This is a genomic window from Salegentibacter tibetensis, from assembly GCF_020164485.1.
Taxonomy (GTDB): domain Bacteria; phylum Bacteroidota; class Bacteroidia; order Flavobacteriales; family Flavobacteriaceae; genus Salegentibacter; species Salegentibacter tibetensis.
This window is the reverse complement of sequence record NZ_JAIQZA010000010.1, coordinates 1-20,765: the sequence shown is the minus strand read 5'-3', so window position 1 is coordinate 20,765 and position 20,765 is coordinate 1. Positions and strand designations below refer to the sequence as shown.

General features: G+C 36.3%; 24 protein-coding genes. 17 read left to right on the top strand and 7 right to left on the bottom strand.

The window, feature by feature from the left end:
- Positions 1-2: 2 nt before the first annotated feature.
- The 11 genes from LB467_RS06935 (at position 3) to LB467_RS06885 (ending at position 9,232) form a co-directional block, all read left to right on the top strand.
- On the top strand, positions 3-344 hold the full coding sequence (locus LB467_RS06935; RefSeq protein WP_224473307.1) for an Hpt domain-containing protein: 342 nt from the start codon (positions 3-5) through the stop codon (positions 342-344).
- Positions 341-1,594, top strand: coding sequence for a competence/damage-inducible protein A (locus LB467_RS06930; protein ID WP_224473306.1), 1,254 nt, complete (start codon positions 341-343; stop codon positions 1,592-1,594). The genes LB467_RS06935 and LB467_RS06930 overlap by 4 nt, the downstream gene beginning before the upstream one ends.
- Before the next feature lie 343 nt (positions 1,595-1,937).
- Complete coding sequence (gene rpmB, locus LB467_RS06925; protein WP_057480126.1) at positions 1,938-2,177, top strand: 50S ribosomal protein L28; 240 nt, start codon at positions 1,938-1,940, stop codon at positions 2,175-2,177.
- Between the two features lie 25 nt (positions 2,178-2,202).
- The gene (gene rpmG / locus LB467_RS06920) at positions 2,203-2,385 is read left to right on the top strand and encodes a 50S ribosomal protein L33 (protein ID WP_224473305.1); all 183 of its coding nucleotides are present in this window, start codon (positions 2,203-2,205) and stop codon (positions 2,383-2,385) included.
- Between the two features lie 7 nt (positions 2,386-2,392).
- Positions 2,393-2,545: a DUF4295 domain-containing protein gene (locus LB467_RS06915; protein WP_224473304.1), complete on the top strand. Its 153-nt coding sequence runs from the start codon at positions 2,393-2,395 to the stop codon at positions 2,543-2,545.
- A gap of 359 nt (positions 2,546-2,904) precedes the next feature.
- Positions 2,905-3,858: a signal recognition particle-docking protein FtsY gene (gene ftsY, locus LB467_RS06910; RefSeq protein ID WP_224473303.1), complete on the top strand. Its 954-nt coding sequence runs from the start codon at positions 2,905-2,907 to the stop codon at positions 3,856-3,858.
- A 97-nt stretch (positions 3,859-3,955) separates the two neighbouring features.
- The gene (locus tag LB467_RS06905) at positions 3,956-5,566 is read left to right on the top strand and encodes an amidase family protein (RefSeq protein WP_224473302.1); all 1,611 of its coding nucleotides are present in this window, start codon (positions 3,956-3,958) and stop codon (positions 5,564-5,566) included.
- On the top strand, positions 5,567-5,848 hold the full coding sequence (locus LB467_RS06900) for a hypothetical protein (RefSeq protein ID WP_224473301.1): 282 nt from the start codon (positions 5,567-5,569) through the stop codon (positions 5,846-5,848). It begins immediately after the preceding gene.
- A 284-nt stretch (positions 5,849-6,132) separates the two neighbouring features.
- Positions 6,133-7,026: an aminotransferase class IV gene (locus tag LB467_RS06895; RefSeq protein WP_224473300.1), complete on the top strand. Its 894-nt coding sequence runs from the start codon at positions 6,133-6,135 to the stop codon at positions 7,024-7,026.
- A 317-nt stretch (positions 7,027-7,343) separates the two neighbouring features.
- Positions 7,344-8,621 (top strand): AAA family ATPase, encoded by a 1,278-nt coding sequence (locus LB467_RS06890; protein WP_224473299.1) that lies wholly within the window; start codon positions 7,344-7,346, stop codon positions 8,619-8,621.
- A gap of 2 nt (positions 8,622-8,623) precedes the next feature.
- A complete protein-coding gene (locus tag LB467_RS06885) occupies positions 8,624-9,232 on the top strand; it encodes an RloB family protein (RefSeq protein WP_224473298.1) in 609 nt (202 codons plus the stop codon).
- A gap of 227 nt (positions 9,233-9,459) precedes the next feature.
- Here LB467_RS06885 and LB467_RS06880 read toward each other — a convergent pair whose 3' ends face one another.
- The 4 genes from LB467_RS06880 to LB467_RS19310 all read right to left on the bottom strand — a co-directional run bounded on the left by LB467_RS06880 (position 9,460) and on the right by LB467_RS19310 (position 13,830).
- On the bottom strand, positions 9,460-10,914 hold the full coding sequence (locus LB467_RS06880) for an MltF family protein (protein WP_224473297.1): 1,455 nt from the start codon (positions 10,912-10,914) through the stop codon (positions 9,460-9,462).
- Positions 10,915-11,139: 225 nt separating this feature from the next.
- Positions 11,140-11,982 carry an aldo/keto reductase gene (locus tag LB467_RS06875; RefSeq protein ID WP_224473296.1) on the bottom strand — a complete coding sequence of 281 codons (843 nt, stop codon included), beginning with the start codon at positions 11,980-11,982 and terminating at the stop codon, positions 11,140-11,142.
- 311 nt (positions 11,983-12,293) lie between these two features.
- On the bottom strand, positions 12,294-12,797 hold the full coding sequence (locus tag LB467_RS06870) for a YkgJ family cysteine cluster protein (protein WP_224473295.1): 504 nt from the start codon (positions 12,795-12,797) through the stop codon (positions 12,294-12,296).
- Between the two features lie 592 nt (positions 12,798-13,389).
- On the bottom strand, positions 13,390-13,830 hold the full coding sequence (locus LB467_RS19310) for a PLD nuclease N-terminal domain-containing protein (protein ID WP_224473294.1): 441 nt from the start codon (positions 13,828-13,830) through the stop codon (positions 13,390-13,392).
- A 667-nt stretch (positions 13,831-14,497) separates the two neighbouring features.
- Between LB467_RS19310 and LB467_RS06860 the strand changes: the two genes are divergently transcribed.
- Positions 14,498-14,734: a hypothetical protein gene (locus LB467_RS06860; RefSeq protein WP_224473293.1), complete on the top strand. Its 237-nt coding sequence runs from the start codon at positions 14,498-14,500 to the stop codon at positions 14,732-14,734.
- 281 nt (positions 14,735-15,015) lie between these two features.
- Here the strand turns inward: LB467_RS06860 and LB467_RS06855 are convergent, their stop codons facing one another.
- On the bottom strand, positions 15,016-15,240 hold the full coding sequence (locus LB467_RS06855) for a DUF433 domain-containing protein (protein WP_224473292.1): 225 nt from the start codon (positions 15,238-15,240) through the stop codon (positions 15,016-15,018).
- Positions 15,241-15,434: 194 nt separating this feature from the next.
- On the opposite strand from LB467_RS06855, the gene LB467_RS06850 reads away from it, so the two are divergent.
- The 4 genes from LB467_RS06850 (at position 15,435) to LB467_RS06835 (ending at position 16,890) form a co-directional block, all read left to right on the top strand.
- Positions 15,435-15,695, top strand: a complete 261-nt coding sequence (locus LB467_RS06850) for a hypothetical protein (protein ID WP_224473291.1) — start codon at positions 15,435-15,437, stop codon at positions 15,693-15,695.
- A gap of 1 nt (position 15,696) precedes the next feature.
- The gene (locus LB467_RS19435; RefSeq protein ID WP_224473399.1) at positions 15,697-15,891 is read left to right on the top strand and encodes an excisionase family DNA-binding protein; all 195 of its coding nucleotides are present in this window, start codon (positions 15,697-15,699) and stop codon (positions 15,889-15,891) included.
- A gap of 120 nt (positions 15,892-16,011) precedes the next feature.
- Positions 16,012-16,431 carry an antitoxin Xre/MbcA/ParS toxin-binding domain-containing protein gene (locus tag LB467_RS19305; protein WP_224473290.1) on the top strand — a complete coding sequence of 140 codons (420 nt, stop codon included), beginning with the start codon at positions 16,012-16,014 and terminating at the stop codon, positions 16,429-16,431.
- Between the two features lie 3 nt (positions 16,432-16,434).
- Positions 16,435-16,890 (top strand): RES family NAD+ phosphorylase, encoded by a 456-nt coding sequence (locus LB467_RS06835; protein WP_224473289.1) that lies wholly within the window; start codon positions 16,435-16,437, stop codon positions 16,888-16,890.
- Positions 16,891-17,005: 115 nt separating this feature from the next.
- On the opposite strand, the gene LB467_RS06830 is transcribed toward LB467_RS06835, so the two are convergent.
- Positions 17,006-18,139: a P1 family peptidase gene (locus LB467_RS06830; protein WP_224473288.1), complete on the bottom strand. Its 1,134-nt coding sequence runs from the start codon at positions 18,137-18,139 to the stop codon at positions 17,006-17,008.
- A gap of 210 nt (positions 18,140-18,349) precedes the next feature.
- Here LB467_RS06830 and rimO point away from each other — a divergent pair, with 210 nt between their 5' ends.
- Positions 18,350-19,699: a 30S ribosomal protein S12 methylthiotransferase RimO gene (rimO, locus tag LB467_RS06825; protein ID WP_224473287.1), complete on the top strand. Its 1,350-nt coding sequence runs from the start codon at positions 18,350-18,352 to the stop codon at positions 19,697-19,699.
- A gap of 78 nt (positions 19,700-19,777) precedes the next feature.
- On the opposite strand, the gene LB467_RS06820 is transcribed toward rimO, so the two are convergent.
- Positions 19,778-20,452, bottom strand: a complete 675-nt coding sequence (locus LB467_RS06820) for a TIGR02117 family protein (RefSeq protein WP_224473286.1) — start codon at positions 20,450-20,452, stop codon at positions 19,778-19,780.
- Positions 20,453-20,765: the final 313 nt, after the last annotated feature.

Genomic DNA, 20,765 nt, shown 5'->3' with positions numbered 1-20,765 from the left:
ATATGAGTAACTACAATTTAAGTGAAGTTAAGGAAATGGCCGGTGGCGACGAAGATTTCATGAAAGTAGTGGTACAAACTTTTTTAGAGGAAATTCCGCAAGATGTAGAAGCGATGAACGATGCTATTTCTAACGATAATCCTAACCTGGCTTATCAATATGCCCATAAAATGAAGCCTAACCTACAACTGTTCGGCCTGGAACTTATGGAGGAGGTAAAAGTGATAGAAGCCTGGGCTAAAGCAGGTAAGAAAAAGGGCGATGTGCCGCAGGCCGCCTCTAAGATCACCAAGAAAGTAAATGTGGCCACTATTGCTCTTAAAAGAGATTTTGAACTGGAATGAAAGCAGAAATAATTACCATTGGTGATGAGATCCTCATTGGTCAAATTTTAGATACCAATTCAGCTTTTATCGCTAAAGAACTGAATAAAATTGGTATTTCGGTAAAACAAATTTCTACGGTAGAAGACGAGAAAAGTCATATCCTGGAGGCTTTATACGAAGCAAAAAGTCGTGCCGATATCATTATTATCACCGGCGGCCTGGGTCCCACCAAAGACGATATAACCAAAGATTGTTTATGTGAATTCTTTGAAGATAAGCTCATAAACAACGAGGAAGTACTTAAGCATATAGAATACCTTTTCGATAAATATATAGATACCCCAATTTCAGATCTTAACCGGCAGCAGGCCATGCTTCCTTCTAAAGCGGTCGCTCTAAAGAATAAGTACGGCACCGCGGCTGGAATGTGGTTTGATAGTGAAGGGAAAGCTTATGTGTCGCTTCCGGGGGTTCCTTTTGAAATGAAAGCTTTAATTGAAGACGAGGTAGTGCCAAGACTTCAGCAAACTTTTAAAAGACCGGTTATACTTCATAAAACCGTATTGACCTACGGAATGGGCGAAAGTGCCATCGCCGATAAAATTGAAGACTGGGAAAACAGTTTGCCACCATATATTAAACTGGCTTATTTACCAAACCTGGGGCGTGTGCGTTTGCGTTTAACGGCTAAAGGCGATAACGAAGAGCACCTTAAAAACAGTGTAGAAAGCCTGATCACCGATCTACACGGGATTATAGGCGACATCATTGTAGGTTATGAAGAAGATGAACCTATAGAAATACAAATTTCAAGGTTACTAATAAAAGCCCACGCGAGTATTGCAACTGCTGAAAGTTGCACCGGTGGGAAACTGGCCGGTTTATTTGCCACCCCTCCGGGAGCTTCCAATTATTATAAAGGAAGCGTGGTGAGTTACGCCACAAGTTCTAAGGAGGATATCCTGAAAATAGACAAAAAGCTTATTGAAGAATACTCGGTGGTGAGTGAAGAAGTAGCGATTGCAATGGCTAAAAATGCCAGGGAGCTTTTTAAAACCGATTATGCGATTTCTACCACCGGAAATGCCGGCCCGACAAAAGGCGACAGCGATGCCGAAATCGGTACCGTTTTTATAGGAATTGCAACACCAGATGAGGTTTACGCGAAAAAATTTATCTTCGGAAATCATCGCGACAAAGTGATTGGTAAAGCGGTGAATAAAAGTATGGAACTGATTCGGGAAGAGCTGTTTCGACAAAACAAATAAGCCCGGGATAAATCTGCAAATCATTAGCTGGGAATAAAAAAATTAGTGAGTAATATGCATCCGGAAAACTTATAATTCAATTTAAATTAGTTAAAATCGCTTTTTTGAAGATTTGAATTTCAGAAGTTTAAATAAATTATCGGTATAGAAAAGACTAAATTTTCCCCGAGAAATAATCCGGTAGCATCCCAACAGATTGAAAACAGAGAGTTTTTTGTTTAAAAGTAGCATAGATTTTAAAATTTCAGAAACCCTGAATATTTTTTTAAATTAATATTGTTTGTTAGGTGAAAAAATCGTTAATTTGCAGCCTGTTTTGAAATAACGAGAAAAGAATAGAACAATGTCAAGAGTTTGTGAACTTACTGGTAAAAGAGCAATGGTTGGGAACAATGTTTCTCACGCTATGAACAAAACCAAACGTAGATTTAATGCCAATTTGGTAAAGAAACGTTTTTTTATTCCTGAGGAAGATAAATGGGTGACTTTAAAGGTATCTACATCTGCACTTAAAGATATTAATAAAAAAGGCATCTCAGCTGTAATTAAAGAAGCAAGAGAAAAAGGATTTTTGAAGAAATAATCCTTAAGCATAAAAACACATTACAATGGCAAAGAAAGGCAACAGGGTACAGGTTATACTAGAGTGTACAGAGCATAAAGGAACCGGAAAACCGGGAACTTCAAGATACATATCTACCAAGAATAAAAAGAATACACCGGATAGATTGGAGCTAAAGAAATTTAATCCAATCCTTAAGAAAATGACGGTTCATAAAGAGATAAAATAATTAAGTTATGGCTAAGAAATCAGTAGGAACGATACAAACAGGAGCTAAGAGATTAACCAAAGCAATTAAAATGGTTAAATCTCCAAAGTCTGGCGCCTATACTTTTGTTGAACAAATTATGGCACCGGAAGACGTGAACGACTTTTTGAAGAAAAAGTAATTCGAGCAAACTTCCTTGAAAACATTTACAAAGCCGTCTGGATAACCTCTGGACGGCTTTTTGTTTTTACTCGATAATCGAGTTTTAAATGCTCCCAGACCTGTTTTTAAATTGTAAATTATTTCTTCTTAATGGTTCGTGGGCCTGCCCAGTAGTAATTTATGTATATTTACAACTGAAAATTTCGGGAAAGCATTTCCGGAATTTATGATTTGATAACGAATTCTAAGCACTAAAAATTAAGTTGTCACATCGAGCGCCGTCGAGATGTTTTGAAGCCTACTGCCTCAGTTGATGCAAAGATTTTAGTTTCTTAGAAAGCGTTCTGTCAATTTGTTGATTTTTAAACCTTCCAAAAAATGAGTTTATTTAAAAAGATATTTTCAAAAGACAAAAAGGAAAACCTGGATAAGGGGCTGGAGAAAACCACTACCAGCTTTATGTCTAAGATGAGTAAGGCCGTTGCCGGAAAAACCAAAGTAGATGAAGAGGTTTTAGATGATCTTGAAGACGTACTGGTAAGCAGCGATGTTGGTGTAGCTACCACCATTAAGATCATTAACCGAATTGAAGATCGCGTGGCCCGCGATAAATACCTGGGTACCGACGAGCTTAATAAAATACTTCGCGAAGAAATTGCCGGATTACTTTCTGAATCTGAAACCGGGGAAGCCGCTAATATCCAGTTACCCGATGTAAAACCATACGTGATTATGGTAGTTGGCGTAAACGGGGTAGGTAAAACCACCACCATTGGGAAACTCGCACACCAGTTTAAAAGCGCCGGAAAAAAGGTGGTTTTAGGTGCAGCCGATACCTTTAGGGCGGCCGCCATAGACCAGTTACAAATCTGGGCAGATAGGACCGATGTACCTATCGTAAAACAAAGTATGGGTAGTGATCCTGCTTCGGTAGCTTTTGATACCGTGCAAAGCGCCGTTAAACAGGATGCCGATGTGGTGCTAATTGATACCGCCGGGAGATTGCATAATAAAGTGAATTTAATGAACGAGCTCACCAAAGTAAAACGCGTGATGCAAAAGGTGATTCCTAATGCTCCTCACGAGGTTTTGTTGGTTTTAGATGGTTCTACCGGCCAGAATGCTTTCGAGCAGGCTAAACAGTTTACAGCGGCTACAGAGGTGACTTCCCTTGCCGTAACAAAACTGGACGGTACCGCAAAAGGCGGAGTGGTGATTGGTATCAGTGACCAGTTTAAAATTCCTGTAAAATATATTGGAGTAGGTGAGGGTGTAGAAGATTTACAGGTGTTCAATAAATACGAATTTGTAGATTCTTTCTTTAAACAATAAACCAGCCTGATGCCGGACGTAAATAACTGGCAATACACCGGTTAATAATTACAGGCAGCTAATTAATTTCCAATAAAAACTTAAAATTCATAAATAGATGAAAAGACTTTTACTCCTACTTTTGCTTCCCGCTTTTTTTTCCTGCGGAAATGATAAAAATTCAAATGATGAAAATACTGAAACCCCTGATTCTCTAAAAACAGAAGAAAAGTTTAAAGTTTTAGATTCTGAAAATATCTCCCGGGATTCTTTATGGGCGCCTTTTGAAAGTGATTTAGCTGAATTTTCTGAAGAAAAATACGAAGCTGTAAAACCGCTTATTTACGATAAGAATATTCCTGAAATCCAGGACGCGATAAAAAATGGAGATCTTACTTACGAGGAACTTTCTTTGTTCTACCTGTACCGAATTAAAGAATTTGACCGTGAAAATGAACTTTCTTTAAATTCGGTTATTTCTTTAAATCCTAATTTGTTGGAAGAAGCCCGGCAGAAGGATGAAGAACTTAAAAATTCTGAAGATAATCATCTTATTACCGGAATTCCGGTGTTGCTAAAGGATAATATCAATACCAAAGGTATTCCAACTACTGCCGGAGCTATAGCTTTGCAGGACAACCAGACCGATGATGCTTTTATCGTTCAGAAATTAAAAGAAAACGGTGCGCTTATTTTAGGAAAGGCTAATCTTAGTGAATGGGCTTATTTCTTTTGTGGCGATTGTCCAAGCGGTTATTCGGCCATTGGCGGACAAACCTTAAACCCTTACGGAAGAAAGATCTTTGATACCGGTGGTTCCAGTTCCGGTAGTGCGGTTGCTGTAACGGCAAATCTTGCGCCGGTAGCGATAGGTTCTGAAACTTCGGGTTCTATTCTTTCTCCTTCGAGCCAGAACTCGGTAGTGGGCTTAAAACCAACTATCGGGAATTTAAGCCGGGGTGGGATTGTTCCTATTTCAAGTCATTTAGATACGCCCGGACCAATTACAAAATCTGTGGTAGACAACGCGATCCTGTATTCGGCAATGACCGGTTTGGATCCTGAAGATGCTTTATCTGTTGAAGTAGAAAAAACCGATTTCAATTTTGAAAATACAGGCCTTGAAGGAAAACGCTTTGGTGCGTTTAAGCAATTAATGGAAGAAGATTCGCTTTACAATCGTGCGGTAAACGATCTTAAAAGTGCAGGAGCCGAGATAGTGGAATTTGAAGCCGAAGAAATTCAGCTGGATAATTTTCGGAGTTTGTTAAGCCTGGATATGAAAAAAGACCTGCCGGAATATTTTGAGCAATATGGAGGTGAAACAGGATTTACTTCCGTAGAAGATGTTGTGAAATTTAATATTGAAGATTCCACGAGAAGAATGCCTTATGGCCAGGCTTTATTTGAAGGAATTTTAAAGGAATCAGATTCCACCGATTTGGAATCCCTAAAAAGCGAGTTGATGGAAAAAGGCAGAAAGTATTTTAACAGGCCAATAAAGGAACATAATTTAGACGGAATTCTATCCATCAATAATTATCATGCAGGTTTTGCTGCTGCAGCACATTACCCCGCGATTACCGTGCCTATGGGTTACAGCGAAGAAGGCGCGCCTAAAGGCCTGACTTTTATCGCAAAATCGTCTGAGGAAGAAAAACTTTACCAGTGGGCTTTTGCTTACGAGAAGGCTTCTAACCGCCGGCAATCCCCAAAAAATTACGAGTAAATGAGGCAACGAAATTTAAAATCACTCATTTGCAAGATCATTTTTTTTTACAGCATTTTTTATGGTGCTATGAAGATCATTGCCGTGGTATTTCGTGATGCCTGGCCGTTGCCAAACCTTATTATGGCCATCCCTTTTGTGATTTTTGCCGTGGTGGGCGGGATTATGCTTAAACGCGATTCCTACTCCTGGGTTTATGTAGGCGCCGGGGTAATTGTAATAAGCATAGTTCGCTATTACGAAATGCAATGGCTGCAGCAATTGCACCAGTATTTTAGTTAAAATAAATGTTTTAGGAAATAAAACGTTCCAAATATTTTTTTGAGTTTTATTGTTAGCTATTTTTATAGAGTTAAAGGCCTTTTTGATTTAATGGCCTATCGAAAATTTATCGTAAAATTTGAAGCGAAAGCACCGTAAAATTTTAGGCTGTTTGAGCCAAACGTCTTTTTCTTTCTAGTTGAATTAGAGAGGCGAGTTCCTAAAATTTAGGTGTCGAGCGAAAAATTTAGATAAAGTTTCGTAAGCCTAGATTTTTTTGCTTCGTTTTTTCATCAATGGAAAAAATGAAGAATATTAATAGTAAGTGCAAAGTTATTATGAAACCTGAAAAAAAGTACCCTTCGGAAGTTTATTTAAACGGAAAATGGCTAAAACCCGATGAGGCTTTTGTGTCGGTTTTTGACCGGGCGTTTATGTTTGGCGACGGAATTTACGAAGTAACCCCATTTTATAAAGGAAATGCTTTTAAGCTTAATGAACACCTGAAACGCCTGCAATATTGCCTGGACGAGATCCAGGTTTCTTTTGATGCTTATGCGCTGGAAGAATTGATGTACGAAGCCATAGACCGCGCCGGTTTAAATGAAGTTGATGCTGCGGTTTATATCCAGGTAAGTAGGGGAACAGCGGCCAGGAGCCATTTTATTCCCGAAAAGATAGAAACCACCCTCTTGCTATATGCCTTTCCCGTGACTTTAGAAGGTTTTGAAAAGAAAACCTGGGAAGTAATCGCCACCGAAGATAAACGCTGGCATCGCTGCGATATTAAGTCGACAGCACTTTTGGCGAATGTGATGGCCAACGAAGAAGCGATCGCTGCCGGTTTTGCCGAAAACCTCCTGGTACGCAAAGGCTATTTTACCGAAGGTTCTCACTCCAGCCTGTTTTTTGTAAAATACGGGGTGTTGCATACCCATCCTGAAGGTCATAAAATTCTCTCCGGGATTACCCGCGCTGAAGTGATTAACATCTGCGCCGACTTAAACATAAAAGTGGTTGAAAAAGCCGTACATATAGATGAACTGGTAGAAGTAGAAGAAATTTTTGTAACCGGCACCACCACGCAAATTATTCCCATAAGCTCCATTACCCACAAAGACAAAAAAGTCTACACCGCCCAAAAAGATAGTGTTACTAAAAAATTACAGGAGGCTTTTATAGAGAGGACGAGGGGGTAATTTACACAGTAGTCCTAATCAATAGATTAGAACCTGGTTTTAGTAATATTTTCGGGTATTTTGACGGTAAAAACTATATTTCTGAACAATTAGGCAGTTCTAATTAAGGGAAGCTTACACTTGCAGGTGGAGTAAGGGATGTGGACTTGTCGGATTAACCATTTCTTTCTTGGTTTCTAAAATTATTCTTTTTCGATAATACCCGTTATTCGCGATGAGTCGTTGTTATACCTAGTTTTAAAATTTACTTAATAATAATGTTTATTATTGTTTTTTGCATTATTTTCGCAATGAATAAGGTTAATCCGAACTTGAATATGATTTTATCTTTTAAAGTTGAGAACTTTAGATCAATTAAAGATCCATTGATATTGGATTTTACTGAATCTAATAGAATTAAAGAAGATCATCTTCCATATAATTCATTTAAGGAGGGTAAAAACTCCCTTCTCAAATCATTAATTTTATATGGGAGAAATGCATCTGGAAAAAGTAATGTTTTAATGGCTTTTAAAGCATTGACTTATATGATTGAGAATTCTAGTGACTATAAAGTTGATCAAAGTATTGATGCCTATGAGCCTTTTAGATTTGATAAGAAAAAATCGAAAGAGAGTGTAAATTTTAGTATCGATTTTATTGTTCCAGAAAGTAAGTACAGATTCAATTATACTATTAAGTACTTAGAAAAAGAAATTTCTTACGAAAGTCTACATTTTTATCCTGAAGGGGTTAAATCTAAATTATTTATTAGAAATAAGGGTAAAATAAATTATGGAGAATATTATAAAGGCTCAAAAAAGGCTATAGAAGATAATTTATTAAATAACCAATTATTTATCTCAAAAGCAGCATCAAGTAAGATTAAATATTTGAGTGAAGTATATTTATTTTTCACCAGATATTTCTACGTTTCAACTATTCACGATACAGAATACGATAAAACAGTGATTCGAGCATTTTCGGAAATGATGCTAAGCGATAATAAATTGCGTTCTAATATTTTAAAACTTTTAAAAGCCGCAGATACCAATATTGCTGATTTCGATATATCGAAAAACGATTCGGATAATTTTAAGTTTCCTGAAAATATTCCTGATGAAATTAAAGAAAACTTTATTGAGAGATATAAATACAATGTAAAGACCAATCATAAATTATTTGATAATGATAAAGAAATTGGCCAAGAGTATCTTGATCTTGAAGAAGAATCTTTTGGAACTAAGAAGCTTTTAACGATTGGTAGTTTAATAATTAGCACCCTAGAAGATGGTGGTGTAATTGTAATTGATGAATTGGATAAGGGTTTACATCCATTATTGTCTAAAATGTTAATCAAATTATTTCATAGCAAGGAAAATAATCCAAAAAATGCTCAATTAATTTTTGCTACTCACGATAGTACACTTTTGGATAATGATTTATTTAGAAGGGACCAAATCTGTTTCGTAGACAAAGAATTTGAAGGCGGAAGCATATTATATAAATTAAGTGATATCAAAGGCGTCAGGAAAGATGTTCCAATAGATCGATGGTATCTAAGTGGAAGATATAGAGCGATTCCAGTATTAAGTGAATTAAATTTAGAGTTATAATTTTGATACAGGTATCCAAGAGAATTCTAATCTTATGTGAGGACAAAAAATCTTCCTTGTTATATTTAGATTCATTTAAAAAAGATGAAAAAACCAAAAGGGACCTTGCAGCAGTAGATATTGAAATTTATCAACCGCGAGATTTCAGTCCTGTAGGCCTAGTTACCGAAGCAAAGGAAAGAAGGAAAAAAGCTAAAAGAGATCGAAATCCTTATGATGAAGTTTGGATAGTCTTAGATAAAGATGGTCACGCTAATCTTGATAGAGCTGTTGATATGGCTTATACAAGTAAAATTAAAGTAGCTCTTTCTGTAATCTGTTTCGAATATTGGGTTCTACTTCATTTCGAAAAAACCACTATTGGATTCAAAAAGTGTGATGATGTAATATCTTATATTAAGAAGAATCATTTAGCGGATTATGAAAAGTCTACTAATTGCTTTTTGGAATTAAAAGATAAAATAGGTACTGCAATCAAGAATGGAGATTGGTTAGATAATCAAGTAGAAAACGATTTGGCTAGAGGCACTAAACCATATGACCTATCGGCTTATACTAATATGCATAAACTTGTAAGAAAACTGTTTGAACCGAAAAAATTTCTATTTTAAAATTAGGTATAACTCGTTATATCCTCTATTATTTAATCATTTATCTGTACTTATAGACGAGATAGGATTCCTTCAAATATATATAAATCCCAACGCCTAAAACTGTGGAAAACCGTAAAATCCCGGCTATTTTACCAACAGGTTTTTAACTTTTTTCTTAAGGAAATAGTAAAAAGTGGATTTTATTGGAAAAGGCAAATAAGGTGCGAATACCTCTAAAGTTAGGTTTATTTTTCAATAAACTTTTTATAGTGCTCGTAGCGTAAAAATATATCTTTTACGTAGTTGTATGGTTCTGTTCCCCTCACAAAACCATATTTAACCACATCATCAAGATAATATTTCTTATCCTTTAATTTCAGTATATATTCTTCTACATTTTCGTCCCAGATATTCGGGTTTTTCCCATTCTTTTCTGCCAGGCGCATAGCATCAAAAACGTGACCGGCACCACAGTTGAAGGCGGCTAAAGTGAACTTTACTTTTTGGATTGAATCTTCTACAGCTTCAAAATTATCACGCATCATATCTAAATACTTTACGCCTCCTCTTAGATTTTCTTCTGGATTGTGAGTGTTGCTTACGCCAACTTCTTTTGCCGTTTCCGGCATTAATTGTATTAGTCCGGATGCACCCGCCCATGACTCTGCATTAGGCTCAAACCTGGATTCCTGGTAGACTTGAGAAGAAAGGAAACGCCAATCCCATCCTATTTCAGAAGCATTTTCTTTAATAATATCATCGTACTGACTTATCTTATTACTATTTTTACTGTTAAAATCACTTCTAATCCTCCTCCTGTTAGACCTGGAATTTTTAAAATACTTATTATAAATCACATAGTAATCGTCAGACTTTTTCTCTTTGTTTATCCATTTGTTTATCGCTTTCAGTAAGTCGGGAGAATTCTGTCTTACCGCCCAGGCTATACGTTGAGAAAACGAAACCCTGGTATCAATATCTAGTATAGGATAGTAGGTTTTATTGATAGATGCAATGTTGTAATCTGCAACTGTTCTTTCAATTTCACCATCCACTACCATTTTAATTATTTCATCTGTAGTAACATTTCCTTCAATATGTTCTATTGGAATGTCAGCACCAATCTCATCCTGTAAGTTTTTCAGTCTTTCAGCATAAGATGAATTTTCTCTAACCCACACGGTATTGTTTGTTAATTCAAGCGTGTTTGAAATTAACTGTCTATCTATTTTGTAGCCGGGTAGTGAGCGCCAGTTATCGGGCATTCGCTGTACTAAAGCCTGGTGTGTTACGTAATGATTTTCTGTAAAACTTACGAGTTTTTTTCTGGGCTCAGTTATGGTTAAGCCATAGGCAATTATATCACCTTTGCCATTGTTAAGCATATCAAACAGGTCATCGATATCTTTAGCTATTGTGATTTTCAGCTTTAAGCCTAAGTTTTCGGCCAGGCGGGATAATAATTCATACTCAAAGCCCATAGGTACTCCTTTATACAAAAAATAGCTCGTGGAATTGTATATGGTTATCGCATGTAAAACGCCATCTTCTTTTATGGCTTCTAAATCTTTAAAAGTTTTATAAGGTTTAATATCCTGCCCGGCTCCAGGCACTCCATCACTGGAATCTCTATCCCCTTTAGAACAACTTGATAAAATGATTAAAACAACAATGAAAAAAGCGCTCTTTTTTAAATTCATAGCCTTGAAAATACAAAGAAACAGCTGAACTATACAAATTTTTTTTTGTTAAATAAATAAATACTAGACATCTCTTTATGCGTCATATTTCCCCTATAAAGGCCAGTAGTAAAACTCCTAATGGTCTCTTTTAGTATAAGTTGCAGGGTAAAAACAATTATTTGCGATTTTAATTCGTAAGTTTATTTTTACTTTGGCTTTCGTTAGATATAAGCCAATTTTTTCTTAAACTCTGTCTGGCCAGATGTCAGGCAATTCTCCACTAAAGCCCATTTGAGGAAGCTTGTTAATTTTTTCCATTTCTGCTGGTGTCAGTTCAAAATCGAATAGATCTATATTTTCTTGCATTCTTTTGGGCGATGTAGATTTTGGGATCGCAAGTACATCGTGTTGAATAATCCATCGCAAACAAACCTGGGAAACAGATTTGTTATGTTTTTTGGCGATTGCTTTCAGAACTTCATTTTCAAATACTTTTCCTCTTGCCAAAGGGGACCAGGACTCAACTACTATATTTTGTTTTTTACAGTATTCTGTTAATTCCTGTTGCCAGTAGCCTGGATGAAATTCTATTTGATTAATTGCCGGAATAACATTGGCTGTTTGAAATAAAGCTTCTAAATGTTCCTGAAAAAAATTGCTTACTCCTATAGATTTTATTTTGCCTTCAGCTTGTAATTCTTCCATTGCCCGCCAGGTATCGGCATTGGTTTTTTGCCAGTTGTCGTAATTTTTAGCATTAGCAGGCCAGTGGATTAAATATAAATCAATGTAGTCTAGATCTAGTCTTATCAAGGATTTTTCAAATTCTTTTTTAGCTGATTCATAGCCTAAACTCTCCCGCCATAACTTAGTAGTTACAAAAATATCTTCTCTTAAAGCTCTGCTGGCTTTTATTCCTTTTCCAACAGCTTCTTCATTTCCATATATTGCCGCCGTGTCTATTAGGGAATAGCCATTGGAAATAGCAGCTGTAACCGATTCAATTCCTTCCCGGTTTGTAGCTTTGTAGGTTCCCAATCCTACTACCGGTATTTTATTTCCGTCATTTAAGCTTAATTTCTTCATGATTCTTTCTTTAAATTCTTAAATCAGGTTTGTTTTATTCTTCTTTTTATCGAGTTGTAATCCTCATTAGTCAGGCATTTGTTTTGACTGCAATTCAACAATTTATTCTAAATAGTCAAGATAAATAACCTGGCGGAGAAAACCAGTACGGATGCTGCTGCGTTACGCACTTAAACCGAATTTTTTATAAGTCGTTTTTAACACCAGTTATTTTTACTTGATAATCGAGATTAAATGCTCCGAGGCTTGCCTCGAAAACAAATGATATTTTCTAATAATAATGCTTTGTGAGCTTGCTCCGAAGTTGTTTACTAAAACGAAACACCAAAACTCTTTGATAATAACTTCTCAAGTTCCTCGAGCTCCACTATTAATTCCTGTTGGTTTTGTGATAAGGATAATTCAGACTTATTTTTCCGAAGCAACTTTTTCAATTCGAGCATTTTAAAGTGAAATGATTTGGATTGTAGTTCAATCTGTAGTGTTGCTACCTGTTTTTCAATGGATATCTTTTTTTGTTTAACTACATCAATCACTTCAATAGCCTTATCAAAACTCAACTCCTTTTTTTCAAAGGATTTCAAAACTCCACACTCAAAATTGCTACATGCTTTCGGTCTTTGAGAATAAATATTACAACCATTGCAGCCAAATTCATTACAGGGTAGAAAAAACAATCCATTTTCATCTGTTTCTTCAATTTCCATCAACTGCCTTAATGGTGACAGCTCTTCATTATCGAGCTGTACAAAACCAATTAAAGTGCCATCACAACATAAACCACAAGACAAACAGATATTTATTGGTTCACTCATGTTTCCTGAATTTTAAGGTGTCTAATATAAATTTCTTACTCATATTCGGCTAATGTAGGGTAAACATAGCCGTTTTCGCCTGTATAATTTCCGTATTTGTTCTTAATTGAAATTTTTTAGTCCTCTGGCTTTTATTGGTGCGAAAGGTTACGAACAAATAACGGCTTGTGGCCCAGCTTCCAGGTAGAAGCTATCAGAAAGTGAAAAGTCAAGTAAAACAGGAACATTGATTGCGTATACATTGATGCGAATTTTTGAGACTTCCACCCTTTCAGCTTGAGGATCATTTAAAATCATATAATTAAATATTAGTATTCATGTTGGAACCCTAAAAGCTGAAAAATATCTCTGGTTTTAAATTAAAGATGTTAAAGTTCAAATTCCCCAGTTCCTCCCAAATAAAATCCAGGCTTATAACTATAGTTATCAGTCAGGTCTGAATTGTATTTGGATAAATTGAACCCGCCTTTGATGCCATATGCTGTTTGCCCATATAAAGTTTGAAACCCTATAAAAATTAGGATAAGAATGATTTTTAATCGCCTGAATGATTTGAATTAAGATTAATAATGAATTAGGCTCCTTAAAACAATCAGCGTTTGCCGGTAGTTAGATAGATTATAGGGCCAAAAAACGTGAAAAACAGGGCAATAATGGTATAAACCAGTTTTTCGGTACTCTCTATCTGAGATCTAATTATTCTTCTTAAGGCAATCCATAACAGGATAATATGTACTAAGATCAAAAGTGGAATAATAAGATATAAAGCCTGGTATAACAGTAAAAAAGAGGAAAAAAGCTCGTTGGACTCCGTTACGTATGTTTCTGTCATCCCCGGGTTTTTTGCTTTTATTTCATTCAAAAACTCCTGTTTTTTTATTGAATTCCTGGAGCCGAGGTTTACTTTATAAGTCTCTTCCTCAGCCGTATGAACCATTAGTTCATCTTTCTTAATTTCAATATTATTTACATCAACTTCAGGACACGGTATTGATGAATTCTGAGCCTGAAACTTCTTTGTAATCTTTACCACAGGATACTAATAAAATTGAAAATAAAACGAATACAATTAAGGATGTTGATTTTTGCATGAGGTTGATTTTTGGTGTCATAACGGTATTTGGGCCAGATAGTTTTACTTCGTTCAATTCATTTATTTCAGTTTTGAGCTCAACAACAATTGTTTCCATAAAATGATTTGTAGACGCCAAAAGAATGTGCTCTCTATATGTTATAGAATTCAAGATTATAGAGTCTGCAATGTCTGCTTCTATTTCAAAATATCCTCTATGATTGGTTTTCTTAGTAAGTTCCTTTGTCTTATTCCGAATATCAAAATTGGCCACTTCATCGCCTTCAGAATCATATAGGATACCTTGAATATTTTGAGAGAAGATGTTAGTTGAAACAAGGAAAAATAGATAAAAAATATTCGCAAGGTGCTTTTACATTTAAATAATTATCGTCATTTTTTTCCCCTATCATTTGAATAGTGGATAATTTTGTATGAATATATTAAGTTCTTTCAAATATGAACTAATCCATAAGCTTAAAAACTATGTGGAACCATAAAAATTCTTGCTTTCTACTACCTGTGGAGTAGAAATAAATCTGATCTTTTGTAACATAAAACTTAAACTTGAGAAACTGGAATTGACTGAAAATCTGTATTTTTGATAAAATACGCAAAGAGAATTAAAATGGATAAGGCGGCTGAAATAAAAAATAATTTGATTTCCAGAATTAAGGATTCTAATGATTTAGAATTTTTAAAAGCTATTCAAACAATTTTTGATGCCTCCGGGAAAGACTTATACCAATTGTCACCTGAACAGGAAGAGGCAATTGCTATTGGGACGGAGCAAATAGAGAATGGCCACTATTCCAACAATGAAGCTGTTATTTCAGAAATGGAAAAATGGCTGGCAAAAAAATAATTTGGTCAGATACGGCCAAAGAAGAATTCCATCAGGTTCTTGAATTTTATCTTGAAAGGAACGGCACTCCAACTTACAGCTTGAAAATCCTAAGTCAAACCAATGGTTTATTAAACTTTATCTAAAAATGAATTTATTGGGAGGTTAACTTCTAACAAAAGGACCAGGGTTATCCCAATGAAGGTCTATTTGATTTTTTATGAAGTAAGAGGAAATGTTATAGAAATAGTTTCTTTTTGGGATAATAAACAAGATGAGGAAAAAGAGAGAGTCAAATAATTTCACGAAGCGGTTCTAAGTCTGTTTTCCCTATTTACAGCAAAAGAGAGGCAGGCGTTTATTTTATTTTCGTCCAGCTCAGGAAAATCATTTATAATTTCCTTTTTAGTCATTCCATTTGCCAACCAGTTCAATATGTCATACACAGAAATCCGGGTGCCTGCTATTATTGGTTTCCCAAATCGTTTATTTGGATCAATGATTATATATTTCCTGTAGTCAGTCATTTTTTATTTTAAAAATACTATTTTTTCGTAAGATGAGATGTAACAGGCATCATGAGTATATGATAAGCCATACAGTTCTGGAAACCAAATACCTATGCGGTACAAATAAAACCTTGGAGGACCAAAATCTGTTTCAACAATCAGTTATATATTTATTTCGTTTAAAATTGATATCATGAAATGTTGTTGTTAAGATGAAAACCAATAAAGACATAAAGAAACCTTCTATAAAAAAACAGGAAATCGCGATAGAGTCCTACGATGCTTTGGCTTCTGCTATTGCTCAGTTAAAATCTAAAAATCCTGAAATTGAAATAGAAGAGACCGAAGAGCGGATAAAAATTCCGTTAAGTGCCTTAAAATTATTGGGGGAGATTCTTCAAGTAATGAGCAAGGGAAAACCTTTTTTCCTGGTCCCGGACGCTACAGAAGTTACTACTCAAAAAAGCTGCTGAAATTCTGGGATGTTCCCGTCCTCACCTGGTAAAACCTCTGGAAGATGGTGAAATTGCTTTTAATAAAGTGGGAAAACACAGGCGGGTTCTGTTAGAAAATGTGACGGCTTATAAAGCAAAAATGAAAAAAGATCAGAAAAAGCACCTTATAGATATCATGAAATCCGACGAGGAACTTGAATTATATGATTCATAGTGTAAGATTCATTTGTGTTTTAGAAACCAATGTTATTTATCCTATTGTTAGCTAAAATTTTCAAAGTAAATTTACGTTATCCATTAAGAGTTTTTACGTATATTAAAAAAAAGAGAAATTGTGAATGCGACAAACGATATAATCAAAGATATTCCTGCTAACATTTCTGATAGCCAGGTTGTCATATATATTCATTCTAAAGATTTTGATACGAAGCAAGTAAAATTTTTTAAAGAATTGACTCATTCTACTGATAAAATAATATCCGAATGGTTTGATATTAGCGAAAAAACATTTCAAAGTTATAGGAGTTCGAATTCCAATTTCAATATAAATTTTAAAGAAAAGCTAATTTTATTGTTATCTCTGTATAAACAAGGAGAAAGAGCTTTTGGTTCAAAAGAAGAATTTAATGAATGGCTTGAAAAACCTAATTTTCATTTTAACAATGAACCACCTGTAAAATTTTTTAAAACAATTTCAGGTATTAGATATATTGAAGATAGATTGACTGGAATGGAATACGGGGATAACGCATAATTAATGGAAGTATTTAGAATTTCTCACATAAATTACTCCAAGAAATTATCATGTTCTGGTTCCGCAAATAGATGGAATTTTGATGGAGAATACGTAATATATACTGGTTCATCAAGATCATTATCAACTTTAGAATTAGTTGTTCATCGAAATTCAGTGCAATCACTTCCAAACTACGAAGTAATGATAATATCGATTGCTGATATTGAAGAATTATATGAGCAAATCCCGATAAAAAAACTGCCTAAAAACTGGAGAAAATTAGAAGCTTATTATAAATTACAAAATATAGGTTCAAAATGGTACAAAGAACAGAGATCTCTAGTATTAAAAGTACCGTCAGCTGTTATCCCAAAAGAATACAATTACATAATAAACACTAAGCATCCCGATTTCAGTTCAAATGTTTCTTTAGTAAGAAATGAAGATTATTTCTTTGATAAAAGACTACTTGAGTAAAACTGTGGCTAAGACTGTATAAAAACAAAGATGTTTAGATTAGCTTTAAATCGAAATTTCTTGATCGCTTGCGACGCCTTATTTCCTAACGAAAAATCACGCTCGCCCGATCGCACTACTCCTCCAAAACCCCAGCCTCTTTTAGGTACTTTAAAACTTCATTCTTTGGTAAAGCTTGTATGGTCCTGCCTTTAAAACCTATAGTGGTTTCGGCCATAAAAAGGGAGTTTAAGATAGCTTCTTCAGTAGCTTCAATGGCGGCCATAAACAGCGGCGACATCAAATCGTTGGGGACAACTTCCTGTTTTAAGGTTTCGGTTTCTATTTTATACGGAATTCTTAAGCCTTCCGCAGTAGAAAAAGCGATCACATAATCGCCACTGCCATTGGAAGCAATTCCGCCGGTTTTTGCGAGTCCCAGGAATGCCCGTTTTGCCAGGCGTTCCAGGTTTCGGTTGTCCAGTGGGGCATTGGTAGCCAACACCATCATACAGGAACCGTCTACATTATTTAGTAAATTATCATTAAAACTATATTTCCCCAGCTTTTGCCCTACAGGGACCCCGGCAATTTGCAATACGCCGCCAAAATTGCTTTGTACCAAAACGCCCAGGGTATAACCGCCCAGGCTTTCGGGTAGTTTTCGGGAAGAAGTTCCAATCCCGCCTTTATAGCCAAAAGCAATAGTTCCGGTACCAGCCCCCACATTTCCTTCAGCTACTTTACCTGTTTTCGCATTTTGAATGGCTGAAATTACATCTTCGTTCTTCACGTATTGCCCACGGATATCATTTAAATAGCCATCATTGGTTTCGCCCACCACCGCGTTTACTGAGCGTACGTCTTCATTTTCGGGCAGATTCAGGGTATATTTTATCACCGCGTCCATTGCGGTTGGAACATTTAAAGTATTGGTGAGTATTATAGGAGTTTCCAGATTGCCGAGTTCGTTGACCTGGGTACTGCCGGCCAGTTTCCCGAAGCCATTTCCCACAAAAACCGCGGCGGGGACTTTCTCCTGAAAAATATTCCCGCTGTGCGGAAGAATTGCTGTAACACCCGTACGCACCGATTCGCCTTTCACCAATGTAGTGTGACCCACTTTAACGCCTTTTACATCGGTAATCGCATTCATTTCTCCTCTCTCCATCACACCAATTTTAAGAGGAAGTTCTTCAACACGCTGCTGTGCGTTTAGTGTATTCAAAAGGAAAAATAAAAACAAAGCGGGCAGGAGGGATTTTTTCATTAATGGGATAGTTTTCGGTTTTTAAGTCAGGAAGATACAAAATCCCGAAAAATACCTAATGCGGTAATTTTCAGCATTAAGCTTTAACCCGCTGTAGTTCAAATTATAGATTGTATCTTTGCACCCGCTTTTAAGAAGGTGGATAAAGTCACCGGAGACCTCACAGGTTTCCAAAACCTGTGAGGTCTGTGTAGTCAAAAATAGAATTGTATGAGGACAAAGTCGATAAAGAAGAACCGTATTAATGTAGTAACCCTTGGTTGCAGCAAGAATGTGTATGATAGTGAGGTGTTGATGGGGCAGCTAAAGGGCAACAATAAAGACGTGGTGCACGAGCAGGACGGCAATATTGTGGTGATTAATACCTGCGGATTTATAGACAACGCCAAGGAAGAATCGGTGAATACCATTCTGGAATATGTAGAGCAGAAACAACAGGGTGAGGTTGATAAGGTTTTTGTGACCGGATGTTTAAGCGAACGCTACAAGCCTGATTTACAAAAGGAAATCCCCGATGTTGACCAGTATTTTGGAACTACAGAACTTCCCGGACTATTAAAAGCCCTGGAAGCCGATTATAAACACGAATTGCTGGGCGAACGTTTAACGACTACCCCAAAAAATTATGCTTACCTAAAGATCGCCGAAGGATGTGACAGGCCCTGTTCTTTTTGCGCTATTCCTTTGATGCGCGGCGGGCATAAGTCGACACCGATTGAAGATCTGGTAAAAGAAGCGAAAAACCTTGCTGCAAACGGGGTAAAGGAATTGATCCTTATCGCGCAGGATTTAACTTATTACGGACTCGACCTATACAAGAAACGAAACCTTGCTGAATTGCTGGAAAACCTCGCGAAAGTAGAAGGTATTGAATGGATTCGTTTGCATTATGCATTTCCAACCGGTTTCCCTATGGATGTGTTGGATGTGATGAAGCGCGAACCGAAGGTTTGTAATTATATCGATATTCCGCTGCAGCATATCAATACCGAATTATTGAAATCTATGCGACGTGGGACCACGCACGAAAAAACTACAAAACTACTTAGGGATTTCAGGAAATTCGTTCCCGGAATGACGATCAGGACTACCCTTATTGTAGGCTATCCTGGCGAAACCGAAGAGCAATTTGAGGAATTAAAAGACTGGGTAGAGGAGATGCGTTTTGAGCGTTTAGGTTGTTTTACCTATTCCCACGAAGAAAATACGCACGCTTATAACCTGGAAGACGATGTACCGCAAGACGTGAAACAAGATCGCGCCAACCAGATTATGGAAATCCAGAGCCAGATTTCCTGGGAATTGAACCAGGAGAAGATCGGACAGGTTTTTAAAGTAGTAGTGGATAGAAAAGAAGGGAATTATTTTGTGGGAAGAACCGAATTTGATTCTCCCGATGTAGATAACGAAGTGCTAATCGATGCGACTTCAATTTACCTGAAAACCGGGGAATTCTACGAAGTTAAAGTAACCGATGCTGCAGATTTCGACCTTTATGCCGAACCAATACACGCAGCTCCAAAACCGGTTAGGAAAGAGCTGAAAGTTAAAACTGTTTAAAGGTTGTATACTGTATATTGTAAATTGAAAAGTTTATTTCTTAAACCTTAAACCTTAAACCTTAAACCTTGAACTTCCTTATCTGTATTGATAAAATATTCCCTGCGGAAAAGGTGTCCATAAACAGGCTTTAAGTCCGGAAGCTTTTAAGGCTGAATTCGTCCAGGTATTACAGGTTTTAAAGAGGTGAAAGGAAGTTTCAGCTGAATAGAACGCGTCATCCCGGTAATAATTTAAATCTGGTACCGGTTGAATTTGCCCGGTATTTTCCACATTTACCGTTTCTAAAATATATCGACTCAACTTTCTGTATTGATCTTCAGTAACCAAAATTTTTACCAGGTTTTCTGAGTTTGGCACTTTTCGAAAAAACCGGGTATGCAAGGCGCTTTGCGATTTTAAAAACAGTGCTTTAAAAGCGACCTTGAGTTTTAGGTCTTCCCACTGCGGTGTATTCCTGTAAAAATTAAGATCTCCCCAGCCAAAGCCGATAAACTCCGGATAGGGCGTTTGCGACAAAGTATGTTCCGGTTTAAAAATGCTATCCCATCTAATAATTTCAGACTTTACCGGGAGCAAAATATCGGTATGCATATCCTGTTTCAGAAGATAGATTTCAATATCCGCGTTTTCAGTTTCTGAGTTAGAATTGACAGGAATAACAGTTCCAATTAAAGCCAAAACCAGGTAAATCACGGGCGGTGCGATCAGGATTAGAAGAAATTTCAGGAAATAGCGTAAACCTTGTTTCATTTCTAAAAGATATTAATAATCTGTCAGTTCGAATAGGTTTTAAGGCGGTAGCCGAAAAAACCATATCGAGAACTTCTCGATACACGAAGTGACGTCTCGTTACAATTTAAAGTTTAGGGAATGAATTGAAAATAAATTTTGGTGGTGATTCTAATAAGATTTATAACTTTAAATGCACAGTTACCACGTCAGTTCGATTTCTATGACAATTCCAAACGATTTTGATAATAGGTTTTATTTTTAATTAAAGCCATTGCAATATGGATCAACTTGTTTCTTACTGCATTTAATACACTCATTTTGTTTTTGCCTT

Excerpts from the sequence above, each read along its gene's own strand:
- rimO (WP_224473287.1), top strand. The coding sequence starts at position 18,350 with ATGAGGACAAAGTCGATAAAGAAGAACCGTATTAATGTAGTAACCCTT.
- LB467_RS06905 (WP_224473302.1), top strand. The coding sequence starts at position 3,956 with ATGAAAAGACTTTTACTCCTACTTTTGCTTCCCGCTTTTTTTTCCTGC.
- LB467_RS06870 (WP_224473295.1), bottom strand. The coding sequence starts at position 12,797 with ATGAGTGAACCAATAAATATCTGTTTGTCTTGTGGTTTATGTTGTGAT.
- LB467_RS06820 (WP_224473286.1), bottom strand. The coding sequence starts at position 20,452 with ATGAAACAAGGTTTACGCTATTTCCTGAAATTTCTTCTAATCCTGATC.
- LB467_RS06835 (WP_224473289.1), top strand. The coding sequence starts at position 16,435 with ATGGAAGTATTTAGAATTTCTCACATAAATTACTCCAAGAAATTATCA.
- LB467_RS06830 (WP_224473288.1), bottom strand. The coding sequence starts at position 18,139 with ATGAAAAAATCCCTCCTGCCCGCTTTGTTTTTATTTTTCCTTTTGAAT.
- LB467_RS06890 (WP_224473299.1), top strand. The coding sequence starts at position 7,344 with ATGATTTTATCTTTTAAAGTTGAGAACTTTAGATCAATTAAAGATCCA.
- LB467_RS06935 (WP_224473307.1), top strand. The coding sequence starts at position 3 with ATGAGTAACTACAATTTAAGTGAAGTTAAGGAAATGGCCGGTGGCGAC.
- LB467_RS06895 (WP_224473300.1), top strand. The coding sequence starts at position 6,133 with ATGAAGAATATTAATAGTAAGTGCAAAGTTATTATGAAACCTGAAAAA.
- rpmG (WP_224473305.1), top strand. The coding sequence starts at position 2,203 with ATGGCAAAGAAAGGCAACAGGGTACAGGTTATACTAGAGTGTACAGAG.
- LB467_RS06930 (WP_224473306.1), top strand. The coding sequence starts at position 341 with ATGAAAGCAGAAATAATTACCATTGGTGATGAGATCCTCATTGGTCAA.
- LB467_RS06900 (WP_224473301.1), top strand. The coding sequence starts at position 5,567 with ATGAGGCAACGAAATTTAAAATCACTCATTTGCAAGATCATTTTTTTT.
- rpmB (WP_057480126.1), top strand. The coding sequence starts at position 1,938 with ATGTCAAGAGTTTGTGAACTTACTGGTAAAAGAGCAATGGTTGGGAAC.
- LB467_RS06860 (WP_224473293.1), top strand. The coding sequence starts at position 14,498 with ATGGATAAGGCGGCTGAAATAAAAAATAATTTGATTTCCAGAATTAAG.
- ftsY (WP_224473303.1), top strand. The coding sequence starts at position 2,905 with ATGAGTTTATTTAAAAAGATATTTTCAAAAGACAAAAAGGAAAACCTG.
- LB467_RS06880 (WP_224473297.1), bottom strand. The coding sequence starts at position 10,914 with ATGAATTTAAAAAAGAGCGCTTTTTTCATTGTTGTTTTAATCATTTTA.
- LB467_RS06915 (WP_224473304.1), top strand. The coding sequence starts at position 2,393 with ATGGCTAAGAAATCAGTAGGAACGATACAAACAGGAGCTAAGAGATTA.
- LB467_RS06855 (WP_224473292.1), bottom strand. The coding sequence starts at position 15,240 with ATGACTGACTACAGGAAATATATAATCATTGATCCAAATAAACGATTT.
- LB467_RS06850 (WP_224473291.1), top strand. The coding sequence starts at position 15,435 with ATGAAAACCAATAAAGACATAAAGAAACCTTCTATAAAAAAACAGGAA.
- LB467_RS06875 (WP_224473296.1), bottom strand. The coding sequence starts at position 11,982 with ATGAAGAAATTAAGCTTAAATGACGGAAATAAAATACCGGTAGTAGGA.